15 protein-coding genes are annotated in these 19,002 nt (G+C 71.6%); 8 read left to right on the top strand and 7 right to left on the bottom strand.

Going from position 1 to position 19,002, the window contains the following annotated elements:
* The 3 genes from QMX80_RS12955 to QMX80_RS12945 form a co-directional block, all read left to right on the top strand.
* The coding region (locus QMX80_RS12955) for a gamma-glutamyltransferase family protein (RefSeq protein ID WP_282277464.1) at window positions 1-1,685 on the top strand (1,685 nt) is incomplete at its 5' end.
* On the top strand, window positions 1,672-2,910 hold the full coding sequence (locus QMX80_RS12950; protein ID WP_282277463.1) for an FAD-dependent oxidoreductase: 1,239 nt from the start codon (window positions 1,672-1,674) through the stop codon (window positions 2,908-2,910). The genes QMX80_RS12955 and QMX80_RS12950, both read left to right, overlap by 14 nt.
* Before the next feature lie 53 nt (window positions 2,911-2,963).
* The gene (locus tag QMX80_RS12945) at window positions 2,964-3,866 is read left to right on the top strand and encodes a LysR family transcriptional regulator (protein ID WP_055772141.1); all 903 of its coding nucleotides are present in this window, start codon (window positions 2,964-2,966) and stop codon (window positions 3,864-3,866) included.
* Window positions 3,867-4,014: 148 nt separating this feature from the next.
* Here QMX80_RS12945 and alr read toward each other — a convergent pair whose 3' ends face one another.
* The 5 genes from alr to rsgA all read right to left on the bottom strand — a co-directional run bounded on the left by alr (window position 4,015) and on the right by rsgA (window position 12,282).
* Window positions 4,015-5,259, bottom strand: coding sequence for an alanine racemase (alr, locus tag QMX80_RS12940; protein ID WP_055772143.1), 1,245 nt, complete (start codon window positions 5,257-5,259; stop codon window positions 4,015-4,017).
* Between the two features lie 46 nt (window positions 5,260-5,305).
* The gene (locus QMX80_RS12935; RefSeq protein WP_282277462.1) at window positions 5,306-8,176 is read right to left on the bottom strand and encodes a TonB-dependent receptor; all 2,871 of its coding nucleotides are present in this window, start codon (window positions 8,174-8,176) and stop codon (window positions 5,306-5,308) included.
* 63 nt (window positions 8,177-8,239) lie between these two features.
* Entirely contained in the window at window positions 8,240-9,262 is a 1,023-nt protein-coding gene (locus QMX80_RS12930) for a serine hydrolase domain-containing protein (protein ID WP_282277468.1), read from the bottom strand.
* A 540-nt stretch (window positions 9,263-9,802) separates the two neighbouring features.
* Window positions 9,803-11,050, bottom strand: a complete 1,248-nt coding sequence (locus QMX80_RS12925) for a flavohemoglobin expression-modulating QEGLA motif protein (protein WP_282277461.1) — start codon at window positions 11,048-11,050, stop codon at window positions 9,803-9,805.
* Between the two features lie 134 nt (window positions 11,051-11,184).
* Window positions 11,185-12,282, bottom strand: coding sequence for a ribosome small subunit-dependent GTPase A (gene rsgA / locus QMX80_RS12920; protein WP_282277460.1), 1,098 nt, complete (start codon window positions 12,280-12,282; stop codon window positions 11,185-11,187).
* Between the two features lie 129 nt (window positions 12,283-12,411).
* Between rsgA and QMX80_RS12915 the strand changes: the two genes are divergently transcribed.
* The 4 genes from QMX80_RS12915 to QMX80_RS12900 all read left to right on the top strand — a co-directional run bounded on the left by QMX80_RS12915 (window position 12,412) and on the right by QMX80_RS12900 (window position 15,447).
* Window positions 12,412-13,683 carry a pyridoxal phosphate-dependent aminotransferase gene (locus QMX80_RS12915; RefSeq protein ID WP_055772153.1) on the top strand — a complete coding sequence of 424 codons (1,272 nt, stop codon included), beginning with the start codon at window positions 12,412-12,414 and terminating at the stop codon, window positions 13,681-13,683.
* A gap of 36 nt (window positions 13,684-13,719) precedes the next feature.
* Window positions 13,720-14,343 (top strand): SGNH/GDSL hydrolase family protein, encoded by a 624-nt coding sequence (locus QMX80_RS12910; protein WP_200911410.1) that lies wholly within the window; start codon window positions 13,720-13,722, stop codon window positions 14,341-14,343.
* 23 nt (window positions 14,344-14,366) lie between these two features.
* Window positions 14,367-15,038 carry a class I SAM-dependent methyltransferase gene (locus QMX80_RS12905; RefSeq protein ID WP_282277465.1) on the top strand — a complete coding sequence of 224 codons (672 nt, stop codon included), beginning with the start codon at window positions 14,367-14,369 and terminating at the stop codon, window positions 15,036-15,038.
* Window positions 15,039-15,117: 79 nt separating this feature from the next.
* The gene (locus QMX80_RS12900) at window positions 15,118-15,447 is read left to right on the top strand and encodes a DUF6172 family protein (protein ID WP_055772161.1); all 330 of its coding nucleotides are present in this window, start codon (window positions 15,118-15,120) and stop codon (window positions 15,445-15,447) included.
* Between the two features lie 370 nt (window positions 15,448-15,817).
* Here the strand turns inward: QMX80_RS12900 and QMX80_RS12895 are convergent, their stop codons facing one another.
* Together QMX80_RS12895 and QMX80_RS12890 are read right to left on the bottom strand one after the other, a co-directional pair.
* Window positions 15,818-17,071, bottom strand: a complete 1,254-nt coding sequence (locus QMX80_RS12895) for a DEAD/DEAH box helicase (protein ID WP_282277454.1) — start codon at window positions 17,069-17,071, stop codon at window positions 15,818-15,820.
* Between the two features lie 34 nt (window positions 17,072-17,105).
* Window positions 17,106-17,900, bottom strand: a complete 795-nt coding sequence (locus QMX80_RS12890; RefSeq protein ID WP_282277453.1) for a polysaccharide deacetylase family protein — start codon at window positions 17,898-17,900, stop codon at window positions 17,106-17,108.
* A 46-nt stretch (window positions 17,901-17,946) separates the two neighbouring features.
* Here QMX80_RS12890 and grxD point away from each other — a divergent pair, with 46 nt between their 5' ends.
* Window positions 17,947-18,873 carry a Grx4 family monothiol glutaredoxin gene (gene grxD / locus QMX80_RS12885; protein ID WP_055772170.1) on the top strand — a complete coding sequence of 309 codons (927 nt, stop codon included), beginning with the start codon at window positions 17,947-17,949 and terminating at the stop codon, window positions 18,871-18,873.
* Window positions 18,874-19,002 lie beyond the last annotated feature (129 nt).

Genomic DNA, 19,002 nt, shown 5'->3' with positions numbered 1-19,002 from the left:
CGGGGGCGGCGCGCGCGCCGGCGGCGGCAGCGGTCTCGGCCGGCAAGGCCTCGCCGGCCATCGTCGTCGCCGCGCATCCGCTGGCCGCACGGGCCGGCGCCGAAGTACTCGAACGCGGCGGCAGCGCGATGGACGCGGCCATGGCGGTGCAGCTGATGCTCGGCCTGGTGGAACCGCAGAGCTCGGGTATCGGCGGCGGCACGGTGCTGCTGGCCTACGACGCGCGCAGCGGCGAGGTCAGCGGTTACATCGGCCGCGAGCAGGCGCCGGCGACGGCCGCTCCGGGCTGGTTCGACGACGCCGGCGGGCAGCCGCTGCCGCGCGCCGAGGCGATGCTCTCCGGCCGCGCCACCGGCGTGCCGGGCACCCTGGCCACCTTCGCCCTGGCGCTGCGCGAGCACGGCCGGCTGCCGTGGGCACAGCTGTTCGACGGCACCATCGCCACCGCCGAGCGGGGGTTCGCCATCACCCCGCGACTGGAACGGCACATCCACGGCCATTTCCCGCAGGCGGCGACCGCCGACGTGCGCCGCTTCTTCGACGACGGCCGCGGCGGCCTGCTGCGCGCCGGCGACACGCTGCGCAATCCCGCCTACGCCGCCACGCTGCGCACCCTAGCCGCCGACGGCGCCGGGGCGTTCTACCGCGGCGCGCTGGCCCGGGCCATCGTCGCCCGCACCGCCGATGCGCCGCGTCCGGGAACGATGACGCTCGACGACCTCGCCGGCTACCGCGCCGAGAAGGTCGCGCCGCTGTGCAGGCCGCTGCGCGGCTACCGGCTGTGCTCGCTGCCGCCGCCGGCCAGCGGCGTCGGCGTGCTGCAGCTGATGGCGCTGCTGGACGGCACCGACATCGGCCGCCGCGACGCCGCCGATCCGCAGGCGTGGCTGCTGTTCGCCGAGGCCAGCCGGCTGATGTACGCCGACCGCGACCACTATGTCGGCGATCCGCGCTTCATCGATGTCCCGGTCGAGGGCCTGCTGGCGCCGGACTACGTGGACGCGCGCCGCGCCCTGATCGGCGCGCGCGCCGCACCACAACCGCCGCGGCCCGGCGTGCCCGCCGGCGCGCCCGCCATCGCCGCCGATGCCACCGACGAACCGGGCGGCACCAGCCATTTCGTGGTGGTGGACGACGACGGCAATGCCGTCTCGGTGACCACCACCGTCGAATCGTTCTTCGGCTCCGGGCGCATGGTCGGCGGCTTCTTCCTCAACAACCAGCTCACCGATTTCGCCTGGGACCGCAAGGACGGCCGTCCGGGGATGGCCAACGCCATCGCCGGCGGCAAGCGCCCGCGCTCGTCGATGTCGCCGCTGCTGATGCTCGACGGCGACGGCCGCCTGGCCGGCGCGCTGGGTTCGCCCGGCGGCTCGGCCATCCCCGCCTACATCGGCAAGACCCTGACCGGACTGCTCTACTGGCACCTGCCGCTGGACCAGGCGGTGGCGCTGCCCAACCTGGTCGCGCGCGGCGATCGCTTCGACGGCGAGGCCGACCGTTTCCCCGCGCCCGTGCGCGCGGCGCTGCGCGAGCGCGGCGTGGACATCCGCGCCGGTGCCGGCGAGGATTCCGGCCTGCATGGCGTGTTCCTGCGCGACGGACGCTGGGAATGGGCCGCCGACCCGCGCCGCGACGGTACCGCCGACTTCCCCGCCCACCGGACCCCCGATGCTTCCCGTTGAACCCCACGGCGAACCCGCCGGCGCCGATCTCGTCGTCCTCGGCGCCGGCGTCGTCGGCCTCGCCACCGCCTACGCCGCCGCGCGCCGCGGCCTGTCCGTGCTGCTGCTCGACCGCGCCGATGGCCCGGTGCAGGGCACGTCCTTCGCCAACGGCGCGCAGCTCAGCTACGCCTATACCGACGCCATGGCCGGCCCTTCCACCTGGAAACAGCTGCCGGCGATGCTGCTCGGCCGCAACGGCCCGTTCCGCACGCGCTGGTCGGCCGACCCCGATTTCTGGCGCTGGGGCCTGGCCTTCCTGCGCCAGACCGGCGCCGCGCGCCTGCGTACCAACACGCTGGCGACGCTGGAACTGGCGCTGGAATCGCGCACCGCGCTGCACGCGCTGCTGCAGCGCCATCCCATCGCCTTCGACCATGCGGTGTCCGGCAAGCTGCACGTCTACCACGATGCCGCCGCCCTGCAGGGCGCCGCCGCGATGATCGCGCTCAAGCAGCCGTTCGGCGTCGAACAGCACCTGCTCGACGCACGCCAGGCCATCGCCACCGAACCGGCGCTGGCCTCCATGCCCGGCATCGCCGGCGCGGTGCATTCGCCGCAGGAAGAAGCCGGCGATCCGTTCCTGTTCGGCACCGGCCTGCTGGATGTGCTGCGGCAGCACTACGGCGCGCAGGCGCGCTTCGGCTTCGACGTCCAGCACGTGGTGCGGCAGGGCGACGGCTGGCGCCTGCAGCCGCGCGCCGGCGCGGCGGTGCAGGCGCGGCGGCTGGTGGTGTGCAGCGGCATCGACGGCGCCGCGCTGCTGCGTCCGCTGGGCGTGCGCGTGCCGTTGATGGCGATCAAGGGCTATTCGTTCACCGCACCCTGCGGCGTGCGGGCACCGGCGGCGAGCATCACCGACACCTCCCGCAAGCTGGTGTTCTGCCGCCTCGGCGAGCGCATGCGCGTGGCCGGATTGGCCGACCTCAACCATTGGGATCCGCACCCGGACCCGGAGCGCATGGCGCAGCTGGTCGCGATGGCGCGCGCCTCGATGCCCGAAGCGGTGGATTACGACAACATCGAAAACCGCTGGGCCGGCCTGCGCCCGGTCACGCCCTGGTCCTCGCCCGAGATCCACGCCGTCGCCGACGGCCTGGTGTGCAACCTCGGCCATGGCATGCTCGGCTGGACGCTGGCGATGGGCAGCGGCGAGCGCGCCGTGGCCCTGGCGATGGCGCGGTGACGCCCGCGCCGCGGCCGGTCGCCGGCGACGCCCGCATCGACTAGGATCGGGTCATGCGTCTGCGCCAGATAGAAGTCTTCCACGCGGTCTACACCACCGGCTCGATCAGTGCCGCGGCCCGTTCGCTGCACGTGTCGCAGCCGTCGGTCAGCAAGGTCCTGCACCACACGCAATACCAGCTCGGTTTCGAGCTGTTCAAGCTGGTGCGCGGGCGCCTGGTCGCCACCGACGAGGCGCACGCGCTGTTCGTCGAGATCAAGGACATCTACGACCGCCTGCTGTCGCTGCAGAAGACGGTCGGCAACATCCGCGACATCGGTGGCGGCCATATCCGCCTGGCGGTAGTGCCTTCGCTCGGCCAGCACGTGGTGCCGGCGGCGATCACCGCCTACCGGCGCCAGCACCCGGAAGTCACCTTCGACGTGCAGACCCTGCACCACGGCGACCTGTTCCAGGCGCTGTACGAGCGCGAATGCGACATCGCCATCGCCTACAACCCCCCGCAGCACCCGCGCATGCAGCGCCGCGTGCTCGGGCAGGGCCAGCTGATGCTGTTGTTCGACACCGCGCAATGGCCCGATCCGCCGGCGGCGATCCCGCTGCGCTGGCTGCAGGACCGCGACATGGTCGGCCTGGCCAGCAGCGGCCCCATCGGCGACCTGTTCACCGGCGAGCTCAAGCGCCAGGGCGTGAGCATGCGCGAGGTCGTGTCCAACCAGACCTATTCGCTGGCTGCGGCCCTGACCCGCTGCGGCGCCGGCATGAGCGTGCTGGACGAGTTCACCGCCTGCGCCAACGCCGGCGGTGCGCTGCTCGCGCGCCCGCTGGAGCCGGAGATCGGCTTCCGCGTCGAATGCGTGTACCTGGAAGACCGGCCGCCGTCCAAGGCCGCCACCGAGTTCGTCCGCCAGTTCCAGCGCAGCCTGGCCGAAACGCGCGGCATGCCGGCCCCGTAGGAGCGGCTCGACGTGGCCTCGGGCCATCAGCCGCGAAGGGGCCCTACCAATGAAGGCAACGATTTCCTTCCAGGTTCGAAAGACCACGAACCGTAGGCCATGCGGTCCATGCCGCATGCAGAAAGCCCCATCGCGGCTGAAGCCGCTCCTACGATGGCCTGCTGGGGAATTTCGGGTTCAGCGCGCCCCACGTGCTGTACTGGTCAGCCAGGATCACGCCGGTCCAGTCCTCGATCTCGGCCTGGGTGATCTGCTCGCCGCCCTGGCGGCCGAACAGCACCACTTCGTCGCCGGCGCGCACGCCGGGGATGTCGGTCACATCCACCATGGTGGTGTTCATGGTGACCCTGCCCAGCACCGGTGCGCGCCGGCCGCCGACCAGCACGCTGCCCTTGTTGGAATAGGCGCGGCGGTAGCCGTCGGAATAGCCGACCGGAAGATTGGCCAGCAGCGAATCGCGGCGCAGGGTGAAGGTGCGGTCGTAGCTCACCGTGTCGCCGGCCGGGAAGGCCTGCACCGCCGCGACCGTCGTCTTGAACGCGGCCACGTGCGCGAACGGCGGCTTGGGCGTGCCGCCGTAGCCGTACAGCGCGCCGCCCGGCCGCACCATGTCCAGGTTGGCCTCGGGAACATGCTGCAGGGCGAATGAATTGGCCGCGTGCAGCTGCACATCGCCGCGCCGCAGCGCGGTGTGGGCGAACAGCCAGTCGGCCTGCTGCTGGAACGCACGCACGCCGGCCAGCACGTCGGCCGGGTCTTCGCCCGGGAAGTGGGTCATCAGGCCGACCACGCGCAGGCCGTCGGTGCCGACCAGCGCCACCGCGTCGCTCCGTCCCTGCTGCGTGGCCAGTTCCAGCCCGTTGCGGCTCATGCCGGCCGAGTTCAGGGCCAGGTGCACCGGCAGCGGCCGGCGACGACGCACGGCAAGCGCGGCCATCGCCTGCGCCACCGCGAGATTGCCGGCCAGTTCCTCGACCCGGTACGGCAGCGCCGCCTCGATTTCATCCAGCGTCGCCGCGCGCACGCGCAGCACGCGGCCCTTGTAGCCGCAGGCGCGCGCCATGCGCGCTTCCTCGGTGCTGGCGATGCCGATGCAGGGCACGCCCGCGGCGATGATGCGCGGCATCACCAGCTCGATGCCGGTGCCGTAGGCGTCGGCCTTCAGCACCGCGCACAGCTGCGCCGCGCCCGCCAGCGCGCGCACGCGCTGCAGGTTGGCGTCGAACACCTCCAGGTCGATCTCGAGCCAGGCATTGGGCGCGGCCATGCGCGCTTGGCCGGGCCGTCCCAGCAACGGCGCGCCACGTGCGTCGAGCGAGGCGGCCAGGGCCGTGCCCAAGGCCGCGGCGATGAAGCCGCGGCGGCCGGGAGATGCGATGCCCGTATCCGTCATGGTGCGTCCCGATGCCGCCGGTCGCCCGGCGGCGTTGTTGGCAGGATCAGTCGAAGCGGTACTCGACCTGCAGGTTGAACGAGCGGCCGCGCGGATCGGCCACGCGCGGTTCCCAGGCGGCGCCGGAGGCGAAATCGACCTGGTGCGCGGTGAACGGCGGATCGGTGTCGAGCAGGTTGCGCACCGCGAAGGTGAAGCGCGTGTTCTCCAGGCCCGTCCAGGTCAGGCTGTAGTTGTAGGTGATGTAGTCGTCGACGTCCGGGTTCCAGTTGGCCGGGGTGTAGAAGCCGCCCTCGACGCTGACCGGCTCCTCGTCCTTGTAGCCGGAGCGGTAGACCTGGGTGAGCAGGTGCGCCCAGTCGCCCCGCGCCCAGCCGAAACTCAGCGTGTGCTTCCACTTCAGCGGCAGGTTGTAGAAGCGCACGTACTCGCCCACCTTGTTCTCGCCGTAGGGCTCGTTGGCCAGCGACTTCTCCTTGAAGGTGTCGATGTAGCTGCCGTTGAGGTTGACCTGCCAGCGGCCGCCGGCCAGTTCGCCGCTCAGGTTGGCGTCCAGCTCCACGCCGCGGGTCAGGGTGCCGCCGGAATTGATGTAGCGCTGATCGATCGCGGTGACCTTGCCGCTGCTGTCGCGGATCCAGTTGTCCGGGAACAGCGCGTAGTTGGCGGTCAGCGTCGCCAGGTTGGGTACGCGGATGGTGTTGCTGCGCTCGATCTCCCACCAGTCCAGGCTCAGGTTGAAGTTGTCGGCGGGCGAGAACACGAAGCCGATGCTCTTCTGCTCGGACTCCTCCGGCTGCAGGTCGGTCTTGCCGCCGGTGACGATGACCGGCTGGATCAGGTCGCAGCCCGGTATCGACGAATTGACCGAACCGCCGGGGCAGCTGGCCGGGTCGACCAGGTCGCGGCCGAAGTAGTCCACGCGGTTGACGCCGGCGAACAGCTTGGTGAACTCGGGCACCTTGAAGCCGGTGCTGTACGCGCCGCGGAACGCCAGCGATTCGATCGGCTGCCACTTGAACGAGTACTTCGGATTGGTGGTGCCGCCGAAGGTGTCGTAGCGGTCGTGGCGCACGGCCACGGTCACGTCCAGCGTGTCGATGATCGGCAGGTACATCTCCGCATAGACCGCCTTGACGTCGCGGTGCACCTTGGGCAGTTCGCTGGTCTCGTCGAACGGCGCCTGGTAGATGGTGTTGTAGTTCAGCGGCAGGCCGTCCAGCACCTGCACGCCGCCGAACTCGAACTCCTCGCGGCGCGCCTCCACGCCGGTCGCCAGCTGCGCCTCGCTGCCCCACAGGCTGAAGCCGAGCCCGCCGCTGAAGCTGGCATCCACCGTGGTGACGGTGGACTCGCCGCCGTACAGGTGCACGCCGCTGGCCGAAGCCGCCTGCAGCGCGGCCATGCCCGCCGCGCTCTGCTGCTGGCCCGGCATCAGGAACGGGTTGAGCAGGCCGCTGCCCAGCACGTCGCGCAGGCCGCTGGAGAAGTAGTAGCCGCCGCGCAGCACCGATTCGGCCTTGTTCGACGCGCGCGACACGCCCACGTCGTAGTCCCAGCTGCCGATGCTGCCTTCCAGCCCGGCCAGCAGGCGGTACGACTTGGTGGTGGTCTCGATCTGGCGCGGGCCGCAGGCCATGCAGCGCCAGCGGTACGGGATGGGGTTGCCGTAGGTCAGGTTGGCGGTGCCGAAGTAGGCGGCCAGCGCGTTGTAGACCTGGTCGTAGGTCTGCTTCGTGTTGCCGTTCAGCGGATACCAGGTGCCCGGGCCCATCACCGAGGTGAGCGATGCGCTGGAGGTGAGCTGCAGCGGTTCGTACTCGCGCTCGGACTTCACCCGCGAGCCCATCGCCTCGGCGTAGAAGCGGTGGTTCTCGCCGATAAGGAACGTGGCCCGGCCAAGGAACTGCAGGCTGTCCTGCGGCTGCTGCAGCGCCTGCGCGGCCGGGTAGTCCCAGGCGCAGGCGTACTTGGAACTGCCGCTGTCCCACAGCCGGTAGTCGTACGGACCCATCGCCGGGCCGCCGTTCTCGCAGCCTGCGCCGCCGGGCAGGTTGAGGATGTTGACGTAGTTCTGCTTGCTGCCGCCGTCCGGGTCGATGAGCGAGCCGTTGATGATGCCGCCGGTGGCGTTGGTCACCGTGGCGAACGGCGTGCCGCGCGTGTCCGGCGACACCCCGCGGTCGGGCTGGAAGCTGTTGGCGAAATCGCGCTGATGGCTGCGCAGGAATTCGCTGCGCCGCCAGTTGACCGTGCCCCATACGTTCCAGCGGTCGGCATCGAGGTCGCCGACGCCGCCGAGCAGGCTGTAGTTGTAGATGTTGCCGCCGCCATGCTGGGTCGCGTCGAAACCGGCATTGACGCTGATGCCCTGGTAGTCGGTGCGGGTGATGAAGTTGATCACGCCGCCGATGGCGTCGGTGCCGTACATGGCCGAGGCGCCGTCGCGCAGCACTTCCACGCGGTCGATCGCCGCGAACGGGATCGAGTTCAGGTCCACCGCCTGGCCGCGCAGGCCGTGGGTGGCGACGCGGCGGCCGTTGAGCAGCACCAGGGTGGCATCGCTGCCCTGCCCGCGCAGGTTGGCACCGGACACGCCGGCGGTGCCGCGCAGCTCGCCCAGGTCCATGTCCACCGACGCCGACACCATGCCGTCGGCGCCGTTGCCGGCGATGTTGAGGAAGGACAGCAGCTGCTCGGCCGAGGTGATGCCCTGCGCCTCGATCTCCGCCTTCTGCACGATGGTGACCGGCAGCGCGGCCTCCACGTCCGCGCGCTTGATGCGCGAGCCGGTGACGTTGACCTTGTCCAGCGTGGTGGCCGCCGGGGCGGCGTCCTGCGCCACGGCCGGCACGGCCATGGCCGCCAGTACCGCGGCACAGAGGAAATTCAATCGAAGGTCTGGCTGGCTACGCATGATCTCTCCAGGGGACAGGGGGACGGACAACCGGCAGGTACGGCAGTGGAACGGGCGATGCGGTCAGCGCCGCCCGGGTGGAATCTCGTCGAGGAACAGGGCGCCGATCGCCAGCGCGGTTTCATACGGCGTCGGGTCGTTGCGGTTGCTCAGCAGCACCACGGTCAGGCGTCGCTCCGGCCAGCGCACCAGGCTGTTGCGGAACCCGATGCTCTCGCCGTTGTGCCATTGCCGGCCGTCGGCGACGCGCCAGCCGAAGCCGTACCAGGTCGCTTCCGGCTCGCTGGCGACCTGCACCTGCCTGCCGAACGCCTGCGCGCGCGTGACATCGTCGAACAGGCGGCCGTCGTACCAGGCCGCATCCCAGCGGGCCAGATCGTCGATGTTGGAATAGATGCCGCCATCGCCCAGCACCGCGCTGTAGATGTTCTGGTCGGTACGCTCCCAGCCCTGCCCCGCCTGGCTGTAGCCCCAGGCGCGGTGCGGCACGTCGGCGCCCCCGGCAACGTAGGCCAGCGTGTCGCGCATGCCCAGCGGAGCGAAGATGCGGGTGCGCAGGAAAGCCGGGAAATCCATGCCCGAGGCGCGCTCGGCCACCAGCGCCAGCAGCGCGTAGCCGCTGTTGCTGTAGCGGTAGAGGCTGCCGGGCGCGAAGTACAGCCGGTCCTCGCGTTCCAGCAGCGCCAGCACGCCGGCATCGCGGATCTGTCCCTGCCAGGACGCGCCCATCAGGTCCTCGTAATCGAGTACGCCGGAGGTATGCGCGAGCAGATGGCGCAGGGTGATGGCGTCGGCCACCGGCGGCAGCGAGGGCAGCCAGCGCTTGACCGGGTCATCGATGGACAGCGCGCCATCCTGGGCCAGCAGCAGGACGGCCGCGGCGGTGAACTGCTTGCTCACCGAAGCCAGCCGGTAATTGGTGTCAGCGCCGGCAGCGATGCCCTTCTCAAGATCGGCGCGCCCGTAGCCGCGCCGCACCAGCGCCCTGCCGTCCTTCAGCACCAGCAGCGAGGCGCCGGGGGCATCGCCGTCGTAGCGCTGCATCAACCGGTCGATCGCGGCCTGGCGTGCGGCGTCGTCGGCCATCGCCACGCCGGTCGACACCAGCAACCCGAGCAGCAGCAAGGCCCGCCACACCCCGGAACTCGACTGCAGGCAAAGCCGTGTGCGCATGCGTCCCCCGGACGAAGAAGGCAGGAATGATGGAATGTCGCCGACGACGGGCCGACGGACCGGAACCCCGGCTCGTCCGCCTTCCGCACTCCCTGCGTCTGCGCCGGCCCCCCGGCCCGGCGTCCCCTCCGCACCGCCCGTCGCGACTTCACCTTGGCGCTTTCACCCCCGCAGCGTCAACGCCGCCGGCGATACCGGCGGGCGCCCATCGCCCCTGCCCGCAGCGCATGGCGCACATGCGCGCGGAGGCTGCCCATCGGGAACTGCGATCCGACGGAAACACCCATCGAATCCATGGCTTGGCAATCGCGATGGCCGCATGCGCGACCCGGGTCGCCGGCGCCTGTCCGCACGCGCGGACAGGCGCATCCATAACCCATGGCTTTGGTTCACCCAATCAATGCGAGGGATGGACCGTTGCATCCGCAACCAGACACACCGCTGCCCGTCGCGCTAGTCGGCGATGCGGTCCATGCGGATGCGGTTGGCGAACAACGAGAACGCCAGGGTGCCGGCCAGGCGGTTGGCGCGCTGCAGCCACGGCGGCAGCCAGCGCGGCGGCGCCAGCACGCCGCTCTCGAACAGCGGCGCCAGCGCCTGCGCGTCGTCCAGCGTCATCTTGCCGGCGAACAGCCAGTGGCAGTAACGCAGCTTCTCGTCGCGCAGCATCTGCCGGAAGAAGGTGTGCACCGAAACCAGCCCGCGCAGGTACACCGTGTCCTTGTTGAAGGCGCCCCCGCCGGATACCGGCACCCCGCGGAACACGCGCTGGGCCGAGGCGAAGCTCTCCTCCGCGGTCTGCCCGGCATCGCGGAAGTAGCCGAACACCTCGATGAAATCGGCGCCGTCGCCGGCCATCGCGATCGCCTCGATGCGCAGGCTGATGCGCTTCAGGCGCTGGATGTCGATGCTGCCGGTGATCTGCTCGGCGAACGTCGCCAGGCCTTCCTGGGTGGCGGTGATGCGCGGCGAGGACAGCGCCAGGCTCGGCAGCACCGCCTGCCGGCGGCCGTTGAGCGCGGTCAGCGAATGCACCAGCGCCTCGTGGTGGAACAGCTGCGCGCGGTCGTACAGGCTGAAACAGGCGCCGCTGCGCAGGCGGATCTGGGTGGCGCCGGCGGCGGCCTTGGCGATCAGCTCCGGGTCCAGGACCACGTTGATCACGCGCGATTCGAAAAAATCGTCCAGGTCGTTCTGCAGCTGCAGCTGCAGCGCGACGGCCGATACCGGCACCTGTTCCTCCGGCGCCAGCAGTTCGTGGTCCAGCTCGTTGGCGATCTGGATGAAATGCCGCGCCGCCTCGCGCGCGGTCGGGCCATGGCCGGGCATCGGCTGCCCCGGCGTACCGAACAGCTGCGCCGACAGGACGTCCACCTCGCGCGTGCCCAGCGCTTCGAGCAGGCGCGCGGCCAGGTCCCAGCTCTCGACCGAGTCGCGCAGGTAGCGGCCCAGCGGATGTGACGGGTCGGCGGCCGTGGCGATCGCCGCCAGCTCGCGCCGCGCCTGGCTGAAATCGTGCTTCGGGTACGCCACCTGCGGCAGCACCGGATTGCCGCGTGCCACGCTGTCGAGGAACGGCGCCTGCGTCGATGCCGGCCAGCTGGTCAGGGTCAGCAGGCGGATGCCGCGCACCGCCGCGACCAGCCGCGCATCGAGCGCGGCGTGGTGGGCGATGGCCGGATCGGAGGGAAGGTCTGTCATGCCCGCACGATATCGCACCCTGCAGGCGCACACCCCGGGTATGCGGCGGGGCTTCCGTGCCTGCCCTCCGCAGTGGATGCACGGGCTGTCGCAGAGGGATCTGCGCAGGTCCCGTCGCGCACCGGAGTGCGCTCCTACCGCCGCTTCGGTTTCCCCGCCGGCCGCCACTGCGCGCCGCGACTGCCGCTCCGGCGCTCGGTGGCCTGCTCGGCCTGGCGCTGCGCCAGCTTGGCCGCGGCCGCGGCCACTTCCTCGCGCAGCTTGAGGTAGTTCAGCAGGCGGCTTTCGTCGATCTGCCCGCGCTCGATGGCCGCGCGCACCGCGCAGCCCGGCTCGTGCTGGTGCGAGCAGTCGCGGAAGCGGCACTGCTCGGTCAGCGCCTCGATGTCGGCGAAACCGCCTTCGGCGAGGGTTTCCTCGCCGGTGGGCTTGAGTTCGCGCATGCCCGGCGTGTCGATCAGGCAGGCGCCGCTGGGCAGCGGCAGCAGCGCGCGGTGCGTGGTGGTGTGGCGGCCGCGCGAATCGCTGCCGCGCACCGCGCCGGTCTTCATGCGGTCCTCGCCCAGCAGCGTGTTGGTCAGGGTGGACTTGCCGGCGCCGGAGGAACCGACCAGCACCACGGTGCGGCCCGGCCCCAGCCATGGCGCCAGCGCGGCGACGCTGGCCGGATCCTTGCCGTTGATCGCCAGCAGCGGGATGTCCTGCGCGGACAGGTCTTCCAGCACCGCCAGCGCATCGGCGCCGTACTCGGTCTGGTCGGCCTTGGTCAGCACCACCACCGGCGCCGCGCCGCCGCTGCCGGCCAGCATCAGGTAACGCTCGATCCGGCGCGGATTGAAGTCCGCGTCCAGCCCGCAGACGATGAACACCGTGTCGATGTTGGCCGCGATCACCTGCTGGTGGTAATGCTCGCCGGCCGCGCCGCGCTTGATCGAGGTGCGCCGCGGCAGCAGCGCGACGATGCGCGCCTCCTCCAGCAGCACCCAGTCGCCTACCGCCGCGCGCTCATGGCTCGGGAAGCGCGGCCGCTGCCACTCCGGCAGCGACTCGGCCTTGAGCGCGGCATCCGGCGCGTCGGCCACCACGTAGCCGGAACGGTGCTGCTCGACCACCCGCGCCGGGCGCGCCTGCGGGTGCGCGGCGAAGGCGGCCTGCCACGCGGGCGCTTCGGGCGGGCCGGGCCAGGGCCAGCCGATATAGCCCAGCGCGGTGAAATCGATGGTGTCGGTCATCGGCCAATTCTAAGCGGCAAGGCGCTCGCGGCCGGCCCCGCGGATGGATTTCCGTTCCGCCCGGAACCATTGCCCCGCAGCGCAGCAATTCCGCTACCATGCGGTTTCCCGCCCATGACGGCCCCACGCATGTCAAGCCCTGCCAAACCGCTGCCCACCCGCGAACGCCTGTCCGAAGTGCGCTACGAGATCCGTGGCGAGCTGGCCCGGCGAGCCCGCGAGCTGGAGGCCCAGGGCCGCAGGCTGATCAAGCTCAACATCGGCAACCCCGGCAATTTCGGGTTCCGCGCGCCCGAGCACCTGCAGCGCGCGATCGCCGACGACATGGGCCGCACCGATCCCTACACCCACCAGCAGGGCCTGCCGGTGGCGCGCGAGGCCATCGCCGAGGCCTATGCGCGGCGCGGCGCGCCCGACGCGCATGCCGACCGCGTGTTCCTCGGCAACGGCGTGTCCGAGCTGATCGACCTGTCGCTGCGCGCCCTGCTCAACCCCGGCGACGAAGTGCTGGTGCCCTCGCCCGACTACCCGCTGTGGTCGGCGGCCACCATCCTCAACGACGGCCGCCCGGTCTATTACCGCTGCCGCCCCGAGAACGGCTTCCAGCCCGACCCGGTGGAGATCGAGACGCTGGTGTCCTCGCGCACCCGCGCCATCGTGCTGATCAACCCGAACAATCCCAGCGGCGCCAGCTACCCCCGCGAACTGCTGGAGAAGATCGTCGCCGTCGCCCGCCGCCACAACCTGCTGCTGCTGGTGGACGAGATCTACGACCAGATCCTCTACGACGGCGCCAGCTTCCAGCCGGTCGCGCCGCTGGCCGGCGAGCATCCCTGCCTGACCTTCAGCGGCCTGAGCAAGGTGCACCGCGCCTGTGGCTGGCGCGTGGGCTGGATGCTGCTGTCCGGCGCCGCCGAACGGCTGGGCGAATTCCGCGCCGCGCTGGATTTGCTCAGCGCGCTGCGCCTGTGCGCCAACGTGCCCGGCCAGTACGCCATCGAGGCGGCGGTCAACGGCCCGGACACCATCTCCGCGCTGTGCGCGCCTGGCGGCCGCCTGTACGAGACCCGCCGCGCGGTGATCGAGGCCTGCGCCGCCAGCGAGCACCTGCAGCTGGTCGCGCCGGCCGGCGCGCTGTACGCCTTCCCGGCGGTGGTCGGGCCGGCCGCGCAGGGTTTCGACGACCACGAATTCGCGCTGGAGCTGATGAACGAGGAAGGCGTGCTGGTCGTGCCCGGCTCCAGCTTCAACGTGCCCTACCGCCACCACTTCCGCGTGACCCTGCTGCCCGAGGCCGGGACCATGCGCGAGGTGTTCGGGCGCATCGACCGGGTGCTGGCGCGTCGCGCCGAACGGGTGACCAAGGTCGTACCGCTGAAGACGCGCAGCGCCGTGGCCTGAGGCGCGTCGATGAGCGCGACCGGAACCATCACCACCATCGCCCCGCGCTATCTGGCGCTGGGCGACTCCTACACCATCGGCGAAGGCGTGCCCGCCGAAGGCACCTGGCCGTTCCAGCTGGCCGCGGCGCTGCGCGCGCGCGGCATCGCGCTGGACGACCCGCAGGTCATCGCCACCACCGGCTGGACCACCGACGAGCTGGCCACCGCCATCGACATGGCCGCGCCGCAGGGGCCGTACGCACTGACGACCCTGCTGATCGGCGTCAACAACCAGTACCGCGGGCGGCCGCTGGCCGAGTACCGCCAGCAGTTCGAACAGCTGTTGCAGCGCGCCATCGCGCTGGCCGCCGAGGATCCGCGGCGGGTGCTGGTACTGTCGATTCCCGACTGGGGCGTGACGCCCTACGCGGCCGCGCACGAGCGCGATGCCGCCGTGGTCGCGCGCGAGATCGACGACTTCAACGCCGCCGCCCGCGCCTGCTGCGGCGACTACGGTGTCGCCTTCGTCGACATCACCCCGGCCAGCCGTGCGCACGGCGCCGAACCGGCGATGCTGGTGGACGACGGCCTGCACCCTTCTGCCGCGATGTACCGGCTGTGGATGGAACAGGCGCTGCCGGTGGCGGCGGACCTGCTGACGGACCTGCACGCCGCGTGACCAGGGCGCCCGGCATCGCGGCCATGCCGGCCCACGATGCCCGGGCCATCGCCCGCGCGTTCGCCCCGCGCCACCCCTGGGGCAACCGCTGGGACTACTGCTACGTGCTGTCCAAGCTGCGCAGCGATCCGCTCTATCCGGGCGTGCTCGATGCGCTGCGCGGCAGCCGGGCGCCGCTGCTGGACATGGGCTGCGGGCTGGGCCTGCTCGCGCACGCGCTGCGCCACGATGGACAGATGCAGCCCTACCAAGGCGTGGACAACGACGCGGCCAAGATCCGCCGCGCCGCCGGCGTCGCCGGCCGTGCCGGCCTGGCCGCCAGCGCTTTCGAGGTGATGGACCTGGCCGCCGCATTGCCCGCGCATCGCGGCAGCGTGGCGATCCTCGACGTCCTCCAGTATCTGCCGGCGGACGCGCAGTCGGCACTGCTGCGGCGCGCCGCGGCCATGCTCGACGGCGACGGCCGGCTGGTGCTGCGCATGACCCTGGCCGACGGCAGCCGCCGCGGCCGCATCTCGCGCATCGGCGACCGCGCCGCCAACTGGATCGGCTGGATGCAGTTCCGCCCGCGCCACTATCCCGATGCCGATGCGTTGCAGGCGCAACTGCGGCAGGAGGGCCTGCAGGTCGACCTCTCCCCGCTGTACGGCAACACCCCGTTCAACAACTGGCTGCTGGTCGCCCGCCGCGACTGAACCACGTCCATGCCGTTTGCGCGGATAATCGCGCCATTCCCTGCCACCCGCCCCGGGTCGGCGCCATGACGAGACTCCCGTGAGAAAGACCTACCGCCTCGACATCGAAGGCAAGCATCCCGACCGCCTGCTGGAAGCCAGCAAGCACGACATCCGCAAGTACATCAAGCGCGAGCGCGGCAAGGCCCTGCCTGCCGGCGCCGATTTCTGGGATTTCGACAGCAAGGCCGGTGTCGATGAAGCCAGCGCGCAGGCCGTGCCGTTCCCCGAACTGATCCGCGCGGTGGACGCGCTGGTCGCCGCCGGCAACCGGCAGTTCTACGTGGAAGTGCTGCGCAAGCCCGGCAAGCGCACGCCGCGCCCGGCGGCGGAACCGACCATCGCGGCGGAAAGCGATTTCGAGGATTGATCCCCTGCGCCGGGCGACGCCCGGCGAGGCCTGCCCGGTAAAGCCCCAGCGGGGCGGTGCCCCGCTCTACAGGGCGGCGGGGCTCTGTAGCGCCGGGCGACGCCCGGCGGGGCCTGCCCGGTAATGCCCCAGCGGGGCGGTGCCCCGCTCTACAGGGCGGCTGGGCTCTGTGGCGCCGGGCGACGCCCGGCGAGGCCTGCCCGGTAATGCCCCAGCGGGGTGATGCCCCGCTCTACAGGGCAGCGGGGCTCTGTAGCGCCGGGCGACGCCCGGCGGGGCCTGCCCGGTAATGCCCCAGCGGGGCGGTGCCCCGCTCTACAAGGCGGCCGGGCTCTGTAGCGCCGGGCAACGCCCGGCGGGGCTTGCCCGGTCAGGAAGACTTCGCTACTGCGGCGGCGCGCAGCCGGTCCTTTTTGCTGGGCCGGCGCCCCTTGATGCCGCCGTTGCCATCGGCCACCGGCGATGCGGCCGGCGCCTCCTCCTGCGGTTCGAAACCAGGCACCACCTCCGGCTCCAGCCGCAGGCCATGGCGCCTGCAGATCAACCGCCAGTGCGCCAGCGCGGCGGCTTCGACGAAGCTCACCGCCAACCCGGCGGCGCCGGCACGGCCGGTACGGCCGATGCGGTGCAGGTAGTCGGCCGGCGAACGCGGCAGTTCATGGTTTACCACCACCGGCAGGCCGGCGATATCGATGCCGCGCGCGGCCACGTCGGTCGCCACCAGCACCTGCAGCTCGCCGTCCTTGAACGCCTGCAGCGTGCGTACGCGCCGGCCCTGCGACAGGTCGCCATGCAGCGCCTGCACGGCGATGCCGCTACTGCGCAGTGCACCGGCCAGGCGGTCGCCCTCGCGGATGCTGCCGACGAACACCAGCACCTGCCGCCATTGCGGATCGTCCAGCAGCGACAGCAGCAGTTCGACGCGGCGACCGGCATCGACGCGCAGTGCGCGCTGCTCGATCTCCGGCCGTGCCTGCGCATCGACCTGCAGCCGCTGCGGCGCGCGCAGGCCGGCAGCGGCCAGCGCTTCGATCTGCTCCGGGAACGTGGCCGAGAACAGCGCCGTCTGCCGCTGCGCGGGCAGCTCGGCGAGGATCTGCCGCAGTTCCTCGCCGAAGCCCAGCTCCAGCAGCCGGTCGGCCTCGTCCAGCACCAGCAGCTGCACCTGCCGCAGCGACAGCGCGTTGTGCGCCAGCAGGTCGAGCAGGCGGCCGGGCGTGGCCACCACCACGTCGGCGCCGCCGCGCAGCGCCATCATCTGCGGATTGATCGACACGCCGCCCACCGCGCACACCACCCGCGGTTGCCGCGGCAGTTCCCGGCCCAGCGTGGCGAACACGTCGGCCACCTGCAGCGCCAGTTCGCGCGTGGGCACCAGCACCAGGTGCCGCAGCACGCGCGGCCTGCGCGGTGGCGCCATGGAAAAATGCTGCAATGCCGGCAGCACGTAGGCCGCGGTCTTGCCCGAGCCGGTCGGCGCCAGCGCCACCACGTCCTGCCCCTTCAGCAATACCGGCACCGCCTGCTGCTGGATCGGCGTGGGCGCGCCGTAGCCGGCCTGCTGCAGCGCGCGCTGCAGCGCGGGCAACACGTAGGGAGACAGGCCGAGTCGGGAAAAAGGCATGTGCGGTTCCAGGGCCGCCGGCGGGGCGGCGAGTCTAAGCGGTTTCCGGCGGCAGGCGCGCGGGCAGCCCACGTGCCTGCAACTGGCGCAGCACCGATTCGATGATGGCCGGATTGTGGCCGTGCGCGGCGCCCTCGTGCAGCAGCACGATCGCGCCCGGCGCCAGATCGCGCGCGATGCGCGCGACCACCGCATCGGGCTGGCAGTCCACGCCGTCGAAACCGCGCGCGCTCCAGCCCACCCGCGCCAGGCCATGCCGGCGCAGCGCGGCGGCGACGAACGGGTTGGTCATGCCGACCACCGAGCGGTACCAGCGTGGCGGCGTTCCGGCGATGGCCGACAGCGCCTGCTGGCAATGGCCGATCTCATCGGCCATCCGCCGCGGCCCGAGGCGCCAGAACCACGCCTGCGGATGCGACTGGCTGTGATTGCCGAGCCCATGCCCGCGCCGCAGCACCTCGCGCACCAGGTCCGGCCGCGCCGCCGCGCGCCCGCCGACCATGAAGAAGGTTGCGCGGGCGTCGTAGCGGTCGAGCAGGTCGAGGATCGCCAGGGTGTCGTCAGACGGACCATCGTCGATGGTCAGCCAGACCGCCGGCCCGGGCAGGCGCGACAGCACCGGCGCGTAGAAGCGGCTGTTGGGCAGGAATACCGGCACCACGAACAGCGCGTGGCTGGCCAGCAGCAGCGGCAGCCCGGCCTTCCAGCCCAGCCACCACCAGGCCAGCGCCACCAGCGCCTGCGACAGCAGCAGCCAGCCGATCCAGCGCCAGGGGTGGATCGGCGTGCGATGCAGGGTTCCCGTGGCGGTCATGTCCCATGATGCCATGCGGCGTAGAATCGGCCTTGTCTTCGACCAACCTCACGAGTTCACGATGTCCCTGGATCCCGCCCTGCGCGAACGCATCGAATCCATCCTCGGCGCCAACCGCGTCGTCCTGTTCATGAAGGGCCAGCCGGCCATGCCGCAGTGCGGCTTCTCGGCCAAGGCGGTCGGCGCGCTGCAGGACCTGGGCGTGGATTTCGCCCACGTCAACGTGCTGGCCGACGGGGAAATCCGCGAGGGCATCAAGGCCTATGGCGACTGGCCGACCATCCCGCAGCTGTACGTGGACGGCGAACTGGTCGGCGGCAGCGACATCGTGCTGCAGATGGCCAGCAGCGGCGAACTGAGCGCCCTGCTCGGCGTGGCTCCGCCGGACCGCACCCCGCCGTCCATCACCGTCACCCCGGCCGCGGTGGAAATGCTCAAGGGCGCGCTGGCCGACGCCCCTGGCGCCGCGCTGCAGCTGAGCATCGACGCGCGCTTCCAGCCGAACTTCCAGCTGGCCCCGCTCGACGCCAACGCCATCGCCGCCGAATCCAACGGCCTGCGCGTGCAGTTCGACGCGGCCAGCGCGCGCCGCGCCAACGGCATCACCATCGACTGGGTGGACGACATCCGCGGCCAGGGCCTGGCCATCGACAATCCCAATGCGCCCAAGCCGGTGCAGGAACTGGACGTGCGCGGCGCCGACGACCAGCTGCGCGCCGGCACGCTGACCCTGGTGGACGTGCGCCCGGCCGACGAGCGCGCCATCGCCGCCATCAACGCGCCGTTCGAGACTTTCGACGGCGACAACCGCGCCCGCCTCGAAGCGCTGCCGAAGGACACCGCGCTGGCCTTCCTGTGCCACCGCGGCGGGCGCAGCGCGCAGGCTGCCGAGCAGTTCCGCGCGCTGGGCTTCACCCGCGTCCACAACGTCACCGGCGGCATCGACGCCTGGGCGCAGGACGTGGACAACAGCGTGCCGCGCTACTGATCGGACGGGCGCCACCGCAACAATTAGAACGCCGGCGAAAGCCGGCGTTCTGCATGTACGACCCCGCCGGCGGGGGGGGGGGTGAGCGGCGGGGGGGGCGCGCGCGGGGGCGGCGCCGGAGCCGCGGGG

The sequence above is a fragment of the Stenotrophomonas sp. PS02297 genome (assembly GCF_029959705.1).
Classification (GTDB): Bacteria; Pseudomonadota; Gammaproteobacteria; order Xanthomonadales; family Xanthomonadaceae; genus Stenotrophomonas; species Stenotrophomonas nitritireducens.
This window is presented reverse-complemented; position numbering and strand designations above follow the sequence as displayed.